Origin of the sequence: Nitrospira sp., assembly GCA_016715825.1 — a bacterium.
In the GTDB taxonomy this organism is placed as follows: domain Bacteria; phylum Nitrospirota; class Nitrospiria; order Nitrospirales; family Nitrospiraceae; genus Nitrospira_D.
In genome coordinates, this window is sequence record JADJXO010000003.1 from 157,979 (window position 1) to 169,389 (window position 11,411).

Below are 11,411 nucleotides of genomic sequence, written 5' to 3' on the forward strand. Positions count from 1 at the left end.
CTAGAGAAGGAGCAGGAGGTAAAGGTCGTTTACGTTTGTTCCGGTTGGGCCCGTATAAATGTGACATCCGAGCGTTTTTAGGGCGGGGTAGGTATCATGCCGATTCACGGCAGAACGGAGGTTGATGTTGAGTCTCTTGGCTCGCGCGACGGTCTCTCCGTTAACAATCGCGCCTGCGGCGTCGGTAGGCCCGTCGGTTCCGTCACTGCCGAGCGCGACAACCCAGGTATGTGGAAGACCTGCAATCTCACATGCAGCGGCGGCAGCGAATTCCTGAGCACGTCCGCCGTTTCCCTTCCCTGTGACCGTCACGGTCGTCTCACCTCCCGCCACCACGCAGCAAGGGCGCTTTACCATCGAGTGCCCGTCGGCATTTGCTCTTGCAATGGAGGTCAATTGTCTTGCAGCTAAACGCGCTTCCCCTAAGATTGGAGTCGAAAACAGGATGGTACGAAGGCTCAGGCTGCCAGCGGTACGCGAGACAGCATCCAGCATGAATCGATTGGTTCCGATGATCTGATGGTGCACCGAACGCACTCGTCGCGAACCGGGTTTGAGGGTCTCAGGCACGATCCCCTTCTGACCACGCTCCAAATAGTGCCGGACTGCAGTAGGCACGGCTCTCCAAATTCTGTAACGCTTCAACACGGTTACTGCGTCGGCAAACGTGGAGAGGTCGACAACGGTGGGTCCGGAGCCGATGGAGCCCAGATCATCGCCGATCACATCTGAAAGAATGAGCGTGACAATTCTCGCATGAGTGGATGTTGCGAGTCCGCCGCCTTTAATCATCGAAAGATGTTTCCTGACGACGTTGATCTCGTTGATCGTCGCCCCGCTTCGGAGCAGGAGTCGCGTGGTACGTTGTTTATCAGTCAAGGTGACGCTAGGTACTGGGGCTGGCAATAAACTTGACGCTCCCCCGGACAATAGTACGAAGAGGAGGTCCCGAGGGCCGAGGTCTTTGACCAGGCGCAGGAGCTGTTGAGTCGCATGAACTCCGGATCGATCAGGAATCGGATGGCTGGCTTCACGAATGGCAATCCGCTTGGTCGGGAGTGTATGCCCGGTCTTCACGATGACTAGTCCATCTGCCACCCTTTTGCCGAGCACCTTCTCTAATGCTTGTGCCATCCTGGCTGAAGCCTTTCCTGCGCCGACGGCGATCACTCGGTCGGTGCGTGAAAGATCATAGATTCTTCGGCCAACGCGCAATGACTGTCCCTGCAGCGAGACGGATTTGAGCAGTGCACGATAGGGATCGGCTGCATCCAGTCCCGCGATGATTAATTGGCGAAGGAACGACCGAGCAGAGGAGGAGGGGAGGCGGAGCTTCATGAGTGTGACGGCTATGGCGTCTTCTCTTGCTTAAAACAACGACTCGGACAGGTTTGACGGGGTACGCGAATCTGATAGTTGCCTCGGGGGAGCATATCCTTCTTGAATTCAGGATTCAACATTTTAAGCTCGAGAAGATAGGTGCCGAATTCCTCTGCGATGGACGTCAGTGCACGCTGAGATTCCTTCACGTTCACCGTGATGGTTTCCGTTTCGAGCGGCATATAGAGGTCCTTCTTGGTCAGTCCAAGATATTTCTCCGGCTGAGAATAAATTTCTTTCGCAGCAATGATCCGTGGGACATAGCGCATGGTTTCTCGCGGTCCGTGCATCTTCCAATAGTCATCAATCTTCTGCGCCTTGAGTAACTTTCGAACCCGCTCTTCGCCGGCGTTATACGACGCCATGGCGAGGAACCAATCGTTGTTCTGGTACTGCTTGAGATACGTGAGGTATTTCACGGCTGCCTCGGTCGACATTTCCAAATTTCGACGCTCGTCGCGAACAGCGTCGCTCTTGAGCCGATAGCGACGGCCGGTGGAGGGAATAAACTGCCAGGGGCCTGAGGCTTTGGCCTTGGAATAGGCCGCTGAGATGCATTTGCTCTCGACCAACAACATGTACTTGAGATCATCGGGCAATCCGGCATCAGCCAACTGTCTCTCAGCAGGGGGAAAACAACGTCCGGTACGTTTGGCGAGGATAATGCTTTCGCCTTGATCCTCTAGGAATTGGTAGAATTCGTATTCAATCCTCTCCCGCACTTGCCAGTTGTCCAAGGGAACCGGGAGTCCTGCGAAAGTAATTTTGTCGGGGAGCTTAAAGGAACTGAGGAAGAATCGCTCTCCTTCTCGCTTGATTTCAGGAAGAATAATCAGACGGTCATCCGAGTCGGATTGCGGGTCCAACGGGTCCAGTATCAGCAACTCATTGTCCGCTTCAGATTTGTGACCTTTCGTCTCTTTTGTGGTGGATGTGGCGAGAGCCGACACGTGTATTACGAGGGTGATGAAAATGGCTCCGATCACAGAAGACATGACTTGAGTCCCGCAGATCACCATCTTGCACGCTCCTCTGTTACTTTCGAAAGGGAGTTCTATGGTAAATGCGTGGTTATGCTACCAGCTGGCCCACATGCCAGCAAGAAGAATAGGGTTCTCGTTCATGGTACACTGCGACCCGTATGAGAACTTTGAAACTCTTGAACGGAACTATCAGTGACTGCACGGCCTGTCCTCGCTTGGTCCACTACCGAGAGACCATCGCCAAAGAGAAGCGGAAGCAATATCGAGACTGGACGTATTGGGGCCGTCCCGTCCCTGGTTTCGGTGATCCGAAAGCAGCGCTCTACATACTTGGGTTAGCACCTGCGGCACATGGCGGAAACCGGACGGGGCGGGTGTTCACCGGTGATCGGAGTGGTGACTGGCTCTACGAGGCTTTGCATCGATATGGATTTGCCAATCAAGCTTCTTCGACGCACCAAGGTGATGGGTTAGCATTGACGGACTGCTATATCGGTGCAGCGGTGCGTTGCGCGCCGCCAGGTAATAAGCCTTTACCCGACGAATTTGACCGGTGCAGCCGATTCTTGCATGAAGAGATTCGCCTTCTAAAGAATCATCGTGTGGTGATTACCCTAGGGAAGATTGGCTTTGATCATTATCTGAAGGCCTGTCGGACACAAGGGCATGCGATTCCTGCGCCGATGCCGAAATTCGGACATGGCGTATCTTATCGGCTACCTTGGGGGGTGACGCTGCTGGGTTCCTATCATCCCAGCCAGCAGAACACGTTTACAGGGAAATTAACTCGCTCGATGTTCCACGAAGTGTTTCGGAAGGCTAGAAAAGCGCTCGAAGGTCATTAAACGAGGGAGACTCGTAGCCTGAACCTGTATGGGTTCTGTCGTTCAGATGTAGAGGAGTAGGAGCCAACTCCTCATGCATTTCCGATACGGTGGCTTTTCGTTCCGTTTCTCCTAATCCAACTTCGTTGAGTGATAGGCTTGCCCTGGCTCTACTGTTGCCCCTTCGTCTTCCAGTCTTCGAGGAACTTTTTCAAGCCTGCATCGGTCAACGGGTGCTTAAAGAACGCCTGGAACACACTGTAAGGCATCGTGCAGATGTGACCACCTGCTAACGCCGCCTCGACCACGTGCTGTGGATGGCGGACACTTGCGACCAAGACCAACGTCTTGTAGTCATAGTTCTTGTAAATCGTCAGGATCTGCCGAATGAGTTCCATCCCGCTTGAGCTGATGTCGTCGAGCCGTCCGATAAAGGGTGAGACGCACCAGGCTCCGGCTTTAGCCGCCAGCAGTGCCTGAGTAGGGGAAAAACAGAGGGTCACGTTCACCTTGATTCCTTCTGAAGCCAATCGCTTCGTCGCCTTGAGGCCTTCTGGAATGAGAGGGCATTTGACCACAATGTTCTTGTGGATCTTGGCGAGCTCCTTCCCCTCCTTCACCATCGCGTCCGCTTCCACACTCACGACCTCAGCGCTGATAGGACCATCGACGATCTTGCAGACTTCTTGGAGCATTTCCCTGAAGCTGCGGCCTTCCTTGACCACAAGGGAAGGGTTCGTTGTCACACCGTCGAGCAATCCGAGGCCTGCGGCTTCTTGAATTTCCTTTACGTTCGCTGTATCCAAATAAATTTTCATCGTTGACCCTTTCGTCTGAAGAAGAGGTTCTACTTATATATCCCATTATCGGTTATTTTATGAAGAACACAACAACACTGCAATATATTGACGAAGGGTTTGACAGGGGATCAAGCCGGATATAAGATTTTTACGGTTTGAGTCCATTAACCTTTAACCTTGTAACGGAGAAATTAAATGTGGCGTCCCCTTTGGCTGCTGTTCTTTAGCCTACTACTATCAGCCTGCGCTGGGAATAATCCCTATCTAGAAGCCTCGCTCAAGCCAGCCGAGCTTCAGGGAAAGGAGAAGGGATGGTTCGAGAAAAACTGGGGTTCTCCGGACGGCAAGGCGTCCCGTTTTTTTGGCGGTGAAACATGGACGTACTATCGCATCGCAGGAGGAAAAGCTGGACCGCCGTTTTTTAACTTCACCCCGAATCAATGTCAAATCACAGTGCAGTTCGGTAAAGATGACAAAATGTCTGATTACTCCTATTCTGGTTGCTAGCAGAAGAGAATGAGCTAAAAGGAAGACTTGTTCAAGCCCTTCGATTTCCCTACGCTCCCCTAGCGATTTTCTACACGGGGTGCTGGCTCCGAAACGTCACCGCACACTCTTTACTACAGAAACAATAGGTCCGTCCTCCCATTTCCTCGACCACAGCAATCCGTCTGGGCACGAATGTATGACAGACAGGATCCTCAATCATTTGATCCTGTTCTTTGTCCCGTTCGGCACTGCCAGATGAAATACTCCGATTGTCTCTAGTGAGGCCAGTGACACCACGAAACATGTGTCTCAGCAGGAAGTAGAGGGCGATCAGCAGAAAGATGATGAGGAACACTCTATACATAGTGGAACTCCCCAAACGGACCACAATCCTATGGGAGAGGTCTAAGACTGTCAAGTTCGACGCCAAAATTTCATCTTGAGTTGTTGCTACAAGACGTGTACAAACGACCCATGCTGGTGGGGACGATTGGGACTTTTGATAGTGCCATACAGTACTTCAGGAGGATTGGATTCAGATCCTTGGGCTGCTAGAGTGAAGACTATGAAGACATGTGATAAATGCCATGGAGCGATGCTGCCTGAACGGGCAGTGGATTTGGATGCAGGATTGGCGATTACGGTGTTTGCCTGTTTGAACTGTGGCCGTCGGAAGGCAGCTGATCAAGAGCCTCGGCCAATTACAGCTCGACACTAAATCCCTTCCCTGCGGGATTCCAAATCTTATATCTGCCGATCAAAGCTAGAGTGGTGTGGGCTGGCTTGCAGGAATTTTTGTCCTGATGCTGACTCCATTACTAGCTTTTGTTCATTCCCTGTGTCCATTACGGCTCTTCTCACCGTCGTAAGCCGTGGTCACGGTCGAACCGATACATCAATCCCCACAGAGCCAGGGGTATCTTTTTCTCGAGACGGGTGCGGGCACCGTAGGAGTGTAGTTATGGCGGACAATTCGCTCTAAGGCAGAAGTCTGGTAGGCACTAACAGAGGGTAGGGCGGGACACTCGGCCGTGGAACACGGTTAGATCCTGCCAATAGCTAGCGTAAATTAAGGACATCTATCATATCGTACAAGCCTGGTGGTTGGTGGACGACCCACTCCGCAGCACGGATGGCCCCTCGTGCAAAGGTATCACGGCTACTTGCACGGTGGGTCACTTCGATCCGCTCTCCCATACCGCCGAACAGAATGGTGTGGTCGCCGACGATATCGCCGGCTCGAATGGTTTGGATACCAATCTCTCCTTTGACCCGCTCCCCGATTATTCCTTTACGAGCGAAGATACCAACCTGGCTTAAGTCGCGGTTGACAGAGCGAGCAACAACTTCGGCTATGTGAAGAGCTGTGCCGCTCGGTGCATCCTTCTTCAACCGGTGGTGGGCTTCGATCACCTCGATATCGTAATCCTCCCCAAGAGTGCGAGCCATTTCTCCAATGACCTTACAGATCAAGTTAATCCCAACACTCATATTTGGAGAAAACACACATGGAATTTGGTGGGCCAACGATTTGAGCTCCTCCAACTGAACAGGCGAAAATCCGGTTGTTCCCACCACGATCGCCCGTTGATGGCGAACGGCTGTTCGCATATGTTCCAGTGTGGGTTCTGGTGCAGAGAAGTCGATCAGGACCTCCCCCTGTTCCATCAACGACGAAAGGTTATCGGTGATTGAAACGCTTGCCTGCCCTGATCCGGCCAATGCTCCCGCGTCCTTCCCTAAGGACACATGGCCGGTAGTCTCCAAGGCTCCAGCCAGCATCAGCGTGGGGGAATCCTTGATCAGCGAAACCAAACGGCATCCCATTCGTCCGGCTGCTCCTGCAACAATGGTCTTGGTCATGGTGTTCTATACCCTAGTACATGAGGTCATATTAGCGCCGCTTCCTTTAGGACGCCAATCAGTTTGTCGCGTGTGTCTTGTCCCATAGGACAGAGCGGTAATCGCAATTCTGGATCGATTTTTCCCATAAGTCCCAATGCTTCCTTAACTGGGATGGGATTGGTTTCATAGAACAGCGCCGCAAAAATCGGGGATAGCTTGAAATGAAGACGGCGAGCTTCCCCAATCTTTCCTTCTACAAAGGCTTTAACTAGATCCGCCATTTCGGCAGGCAGGATGTTGGCTGTTACGGTAATCACGCCTTTCCCTCCAACTGCCATCATTGGCAAGGTGAGAGAATCATCCCCAGCTAGGACTGTAAGACGGTCACCGCACATCTGTACAATATCTGAGGCCTGTTGGACAGACCCGCTTCCCTCTTTGACTCCGATAATCGTCTGAATCGCAGAAAGCCGAGCAATCGTTACCGGGAGCATGTTCACGCCGGTTCGACCAGGAATATTGTACAGGACTAGCGGTAAGTCAACTGCTTCCGCTACGGCCTTGTAATGGAGATACAGACCTTCCTGGGTGGGCTTATTGTAATAGGGGGTAATCAGTAAAGCTCCATCGACTCCCGCTTGCTTCGCATGTCGCGTGAGAGCGATCGCCTCGTCGGTGCTGTTTGAACCAGTTCCCGCGATGACCGGCACCCTGCGGCGGACGACTTCAACCGTCAGCTCTATGACCCGGTTGTGTTCGTCGTGAGAAAGTGTGGCGGATTCACCCGTTGTCCCGCAGGGGACAATGCCGCTAGTGCCCTTGGCAATCTGCCATTCAATCAGCTCGGCTAACGCCTGCTCATCGACTTTTCCTTTTCTGAACGGGGTAACAATGGCAACAAGAGATCCAGCAAACATAGTTACTCCATAGTGCTCAGGAACGAAGGAATATGCTCGCCATGTATAAGGTCTTCGTACCGCTCTCGCTCACGAATAACGTGGAACTCCCCATCTCGTACCAACACCTCCGGGACCCGAGGCCGGGAATTATAATTTGATGCCATGACAAAGCCATAGGCCCCAGCGCTCATGACAGCCAGCAACTCCCCGGCCTTAACAACCGGGAGGGATCGATCTTTGGCCAGAAAATCCCCCGACTCACAGACTGGGCCTACGATGTCGACGGTTTGTTTAGGCCGTTGACCAGCTTCCTCGTTCACGGGGCGAACGTCGTGGTAGGCCTCGTAGAGACTTGGCCGAATGAGATCATTCATGGCGGCATCGACGATGACAAAACTCTTCGTCTCTCCCTCCTTCAGGTACAGAGCCTTTGTGACGAGGATACCGGCATTTCCGACAATCACGCGCCCAGGCTCCATGACGAGGGTTATCTTCAAACCCTGTACGAGCGGTAAGACTGCGTTGGACAAATCTTGTGGTAACGGTGGCTTTTCATCCGAATAGGTGATGCCGAGTCCGCCTCCGATATTGAGGTAACGGATGTTCAGGCCTCTTTCTTGTAAGCTCTCGATGAGGGACACGACTTTCTTCAGGGCGGCTGTAAAGGGAGTCACATCGGTAAGCTGAGATCCGATATGGGCATGGACGCCTACGACGTCGATATGGCTCATCGAAGCGGCGAGAACAAAGTCTTCCACCGCTCGATCGGCCGCGATTCCGAACTTGCTCTTTTTGAGACCAGTCGAAATGTAAGGATGCGTTTTGGGGTCAATGTCCGGGTTGATCCGAAGCGCGACGCGAGCCTTTTTACCAACTTCGGCGGCGACTTGATTGATCGCATGCAGCTCGGCCGACGATTCGGCGTTAAACATTAGGATGTCGGCGTTCAGTGCATCACGAATTTCACTGGGGGCCTTGCCGACACCAGCGAACACGATTTTGGAAGCGGGGACACCGGCCTTCAACGCTCGGTACAACTCTCCTCCAGATACAATATCCACACCGCTGCCTTCTCTGGCCATGAGTCGAAGGATCGCAAGATTGGAGTTCGCCTTCATAGCAAAAGCGATGAGATGAGGAATGTTCTTGAACGCGCTGTCGTACGAATGGAAATGGCGGATCAGCGTCTCATGGCTATAGATGTAGCAGGGGGTGCCAAGTTCTTTGGCGATTCTGCTGACTGGCACCTGCTCGCAGTACAACTCGCCGTGGTGGTATTGGAAACTATGCATGGTGCCGTTCCTCAAGAAGAAGTAAATCGATTAAACACGTTACGTTCATCGGGTTCCGACCGGATGTGAAGATGGCAGATCAAGGTCGTGCTCCTCTAAAGATGGGCCCAATCCTATTGGTTCTCCCGTTTCTCGTTCTGCTTCGAGAGTCTGCTGCCGCTTTTGCTTCTCAATGCTCACCGCAACACCCACATACTCTGGAGCTACCGGAGATCCCACCGTCCCGCAAGAGAGCGTCAGGCCAGCCGAGACAATAATCACGAGAGTCCTCATGATAAGAGTTGTTCAAGCTCCTTGATCCGTTGTTCGACTCGGGCTTTGGCTGTTCCACCGATCTGTCCCTTATGATCGATCGCCGCTGCAGCGGTCAGTCGAGCGAACACGCGCTTGTCTATGCGGTCACAGAATCCCTGCATCTCCTCCAACGACAACTCAGCTACCTCACGTCCCTGATCCAGGGCGGTGCGGACGATGCGCCCTGTGATGCCATGGGCCTCACGAAAAGGGATGCCACGCAGAACCAAGTAGTCCGCTAGTTCCGTCGCGAGCAGACCGCCTCCCTGCAGTGCCCGATCGAGTACCTCTCGGTTGACGTTGAGCCGGCGCATCAGCGCGGTCATGATTTCGACAGAGGATTGTACCGTATCGAGGGCATCAAACAACGCCGGCTTGTCTTCCTGCAAGTCTCGATTATAACTCAACGGCAGGGCTTTCAGCATTGTCAGCAAACTGACCAAGTGGCCATAGACACGTCCAGTCTTGCCTCGAACGAGTTCCGGGACATCCGGGTTCTTTTTCTGCGGCATCATACTGCTACCGGTACAGAAGGCGTCAGGGAGGTCAATGAACTGAAATTCCTGCGAGGCCCATACGATCAACTCTTCACTGAGTCGTGAAAGATGCATCATCACAATGGAAAGGGCCGAGGCCGCTTCGATCATGAAGTCTCGGTCAGAGACCGCGTCCATGCTGTTTGCGGTCACAGTAGGGAAATTCAATAAAGTCGCGGTGTACTGTCGATTCACCGGGTAGTTTGTTCCGGCCAAGGCGCCTGAACCCAGCGGCATGACATTAAGTCGACCTTTCGCGTCACGCAGTCGACCTTTGTCACGCTCGAACATTTCCACGTAGGCCAACAAATGGTGGGCGAACAGCACTGGTTGTGCTCGTTGAAGGTGAGTATACCCCGGCATGATGATGTCGCGGTTCGCGCCGGCTTTCATCACCAGCGTTCGCTGCAGATTGATCAGTTGCTCATGCAGCTGCTCCAGCTGCCTGCGCAAGTACAGCCGAATGTCCAATGCAACTTGATCGTTTCGACTACGCCCTGTGTGCAGTTTTCCGCCTAATGGGCCGATGACCTCAGTCAATCGCCGTTCGATTGCCATATGAATGTCTTCATCGTGAGGCAGGAAGGAAAATTGTCCACGATCCAGCTCTCGTTTCACCGATTCCAGGCCACGGATGATCTTACGTGTCTCTGAGGCTGAAAGCACGCGCGCCTTCTCGAGCGTTTTGCAATGGGCAATGCTTCCAGCAATGTCATCAGCATAGAGCCGAACGTCGACCGTCACCGATCTGGTGAAGGCTTCCACCAATTGATTGGTCTTTTCACGGAAACGACCATCCCAAGCCTTACCCCCCCCAGCAGCATTCGGACGGCGCCTACCCTTGGTCATCGACGCGATGCCTTCTTTCTTTGGGCACGGATCTTGAGGCGCAATGCGTTCAAGCGGATAAAGCCTTCCGCATCTTTCTGGTTGTAGACATCGTCTTTCTCGAAGGTCGCGATATCGAGTCGATAGAGCGACTGGTTCGACTTACGGCCCGCCAATGTGCAACTCCCCTTGTAGAGCTTTACACGCGCCGTGCCGTTCACGTCTTTCTGGGCCTGATCGATCGCCGCTTGTATCATTTCGCGCTCTGGGCTGAACCAATAGCCGTTATAAATCAGATCGGCAAACCGAGGAATCAAGCTATCCCGGAAGTGGAGGACCTCACGATCCATAGTCAAGGATTCAAGCCCCCGATGGGCGACATGCAAAATGGTCCCTCCCGGTGTTTCATACACCCCTCGCGATTTCATTCCGACATAACGGTTTTCTACCAGGTCGACCCGCCCGATGCCGTGCGCACCGCCTAGTCTGTTGAGATGGGCGAGTAGTGTCGCGGGGCTCATCTTCTTCCCATCGACCGCGATGGGATTGCCTCCTTGATATTCGATCTCGACTTCACGCGCTTTATCCGGTGCCTTCTCAGGAGAAACGGTCAGTTGGAATATTTCATCGGGCGGGGATTCCCACGGATCCTCAAGAATGCCGCCCTCATAGCTGATGTGAAACAGATTCGGATCGGTGCTGTAAGGCTTGGCTTTGGTTGCGGTCACAGGAATCTCATGACGTTCGGCATACGCGATCAGTTCCTGCCGCGAACGCATGGTCCATTCTCGCCATGGGGCAATGATCTTCAGGTGTGGCGCGAGTGCCATATACGTAAGTTCGAAACGAACTTGATCATTGCCTTTTCCCGTTGCTCCGTGCGAAACCGCCTCCGCTCCTTCTTTCAGCGCAATCTCGGCTTGTCGGCGGGCGATCAAGGGGCGAGCAATCGAGGTCCCCAATAAGTAGCAGCCTTCATACATCGCATTGCCACGCAGCATCGGAAAGACATAGTCTTTGACGAAGGTCTCTCGAAGATCTTCGACGTAGACCTTCTTGACACCGAGGGATTGAGCCTTAGTTTTGACGGCCTTCAGATCCTCTCCTTGCCCAAGATCAGCGCAAAATGCGATGATCTCGGCGTGATACGTCTCTTGCAGCCACTTCAGAATGACGGAGGTATCCAGTCCGCCGGAATACGCGAGCACGATTTTCTTGATGGGTTTTGGTTTCATGTCGGA

General features: G+C 53.1%; 13 protein-coding genes. 3 read left to right on the forward strand and 10 right to left on the reverse strand.

Features of this window, described 5'->3' with window-relative positions:
- The gene (locus IPM58_10440) at positions 1–1,338 is read right to left on the reverse strand and encodes a glycerate kinase (protein MBK9307482.1); all 1,338 of its coding nucleotides are present in this window, start codon (positions 1,336–1,338) and stop codon (positions 1–3) included.
- Positions 1,339–1,349: 11 nt separating this feature from the next.
- Entirely contained in the window at positions 1,350–2,399 is a 1,050-nt protein-coding gene (locus IPM58_10445; protein ID MBK9307483.1) for a lytic transglycosylase domain-containing protein, read from the reverse strand.
- A 122-nt stretch (positions 2,400–2,521) separates the two neighbouring features.
- On the opposite strand from IPM58_10445, the gene IPM58_10450 reads away from it, so the two are divergent.
- On the forward strand, positions 2,522–3,208 hold the full coding sequence (locus IPM58_10450; protein ID MBK9307484.1) for a uracil-DNA glycosylase: 687 nt from the start codon (positions 2,522–2,524) through the stop codon (positions 3,206–3,208).
- 149 nt (positions 3,209–3,357) lie between these two features.
- Here the strand turns inward: IPM58_10450 and fsa are convergent, their stop codons facing one another.
- Positions 3,358–4,005, reverse strand: a complete 648-nt coding sequence (gene fsa, locus IPM58_10455) for a fructose-6-phosphate aldolase (protein ID MBK9307485.1) — start codon at positions 4,003–4,005, stop codon at positions 3,358–3,360.
- A gap of 177 nt (positions 4,006–4,182) precedes the next feature.
- Here fsa and IPM58_10460 point away from each other — a divergent pair, with 177 nt between their 5' ends.
- Positions 4,183–4,494 carry a hypothetical protein gene (locus IPM58_10460; protein ID MBK9307486.1) on the forward strand — a complete coding sequence of 104 codons (312 nt, stop codon included), beginning with the start codon at positions 4,183–4,185 and terminating at the stop codon, positions 4,492–4,494.
- Positions 4,495–4,564: 70 nt separating this feature from the next.
- Here IPM58_10460 and IPM58_10465 read toward each other — a convergent pair whose 3' ends face one another.
- Positions 4,565–4,840: a hypothetical protein gene (locus IPM58_10465; protein ID MBK9307487.1), complete on the reverse strand. Its 276-nt coding sequence runs from the start codon at positions 4,838–4,840 to the stop codon at positions 4,565–4,567.
- Positions 4,841–5,041: 201 nt separating this feature from the next.
- Between IPM58_10465 and IPM58_10470 the strand changes: the two genes are divergently transcribed.
- Positions 5,042–5,194, forward strand: a complete 153-nt coding sequence (locus IPM58_10470; protein ID MBK9307488.1) for a hypothetical protein — start codon at positions 5,042–5,044, stop codon at positions 5,192–5,194.
- Between the two features lie 341 nt (positions 5,195–5,535).
- Here IPM58_10470 and dapB read toward each other — a convergent pair whose 3' ends face one another.
- From dapB to IPM58_10500, 6 genes are read right to left on the reverse strand one after another with little or no spacing between them, the layout of a single operon-like run.
- The gene (gene dapB, locus IPM58_10475) at positions 5,536–6,339 is read right to left on the reverse strand and encodes a 4-hydroxy-tetrahydrodipicolinate reductase (GenBank protein ID MBK9307489.1); all 804 of its coding nucleotides are present in this window, start codon (positions 6,337–6,339) and stop codon (positions 5,536–5,538) included.
- Positions 6,340–6,365: 26 nt separating this feature from the next.
- Entirely contained in the window at positions 6,366–7,238 is an 873-nt protein-coding gene (locus IPM58_10480) for a 4-hydroxy-tetrahydrodipicolinate synthase (GenBank protein ID MBK9307490.1), read from the reverse strand.
- 2 nt (positions 7,239–7,240) lie between these two features.
- Positions 7,241–8,512, reverse strand: a complete 1,272-nt coding sequence (gene lysA, locus IPM58_10485; GenBank protein ID MBK9307491.1) for a diaminopimelate decarboxylase — start codon at positions 8,510–8,512, stop codon at positions 7,241–7,243.
- A gap of 45 nt (positions 8,513–8,557) precedes the next feature.
- A complete protein-coding gene (locus tag IPM58_10490; protein MBK9307492.1) occupies positions 8,558–8,773 on the reverse strand; it encodes a hypothetical protein in 216 nt (71 codons plus the stop codon).
- Positions 8,774–8,781: 8 nt separating this feature from the next.
- Positions 8,782–10,191, reverse strand: a complete 1,410-nt coding sequence (argH, locus tag IPM58_10495; protein MBK9307493.1) for an argininosuccinate lyase — start codon at positions 10,189–10,191, stop codon at positions 8,782–8,784.
- On the reverse strand, positions 10,188–11,405 hold the full coding sequence (locus tag IPM58_10500) for an argininosuccinate synthase (protein MBK9307494.1): 1,218 nt from the start codon (positions 11,403–11,405) through the stop codon (positions 10,188–10,190). The genes argH and IPM58_10500 overlap by 4 nt, the downstream gene beginning before the upstream one ends.
- Positions 11,406–11,411 lie beyond the last annotated feature (6 nt).

Bases quoted from the DNA above. Each gene is read 5' to 3' on its own strand.
- IPM58_10440 (MBK9307482.1), bottom strand. From the start codon at position 1,338: ATGAAGCTCCGCCTCCCCTCCTCCTCTGCTCGGTCGTTCCTTCGCCAA.
- IPM58_10445 (MBK9307483.1), bottom strand. From the start codon at position 2,399: ATGGTGATCTGCGGGACTCAAGTCATGTCTTCTGTGATCGGAGCCATT.
- IPM58_10450 (MBK9307484.1), top strand. From the start codon at position 2,522: ATGAGAACTTTGAAACTCTTGAACGGAACTATCAGTGACTGCACGGCC.
- fsa (MBK9307485.1), bottom strand. From the start codon at position 4,005: ATGAAAATTTATTTGGATACAGCGAACGTAAAGGAAATTCAAGAAGCC.
- IPM58_10460 (MBK9307486.1), top strand. From the start codon at position 4,183: ATGTGGCGTCCCCTTTGGCTGCTGTTCTTTAGCCTACTACTATCAGCC.
- IPM58_10465 (MBK9307487.1), bottom strand. From the start codon at position 4,840: ATGTATAGAGTGTTCCTCATCATCTTTCTGCTGATCGCCCTCTACTTC.
- IPM58_10470 (MBK9307488.1), top strand. From the start codon at position 5,042: ATGAAGACATGTGATAAATGCCATGGAGCGATGCTGCCTGAACGGGCA.
- dapB (MBK9307489.1), bottom strand. From the start codon at position 6,339: ATGACCAAGACCATTGTTGCAGGAGCAGCCGGACGAATGGGATGCCGT.
- IPM58_10480 (MBK9307490.1), bottom strand. From the start codon at position 7,238: ATGTTTGCTGGATCTCTTGTTGCCATTGTTACCCCGTTCAGAAAAGGA.
- lysA (MBK9307491.1), bottom strand. From the start codon at position 8,512: ATGCATAGTTTCCAATACCACCACGGCGAGTTGTACTGCGAGCAGGTG.
- argH (MBK9307493.1), bottom strand. From the start codon at position 10,191: ATGACCAAGGGTAGGCGCCGTCCGAATGCTGCTGGGGGGGGTAAGGCT.
- IPM58_10500 (MBK9307494.1), bottom strand. From the start codon at position 11,405: ATGAAACCAAAACCCATCAAGAAAATCGTGCTCGCGTATTCCGGCGGA.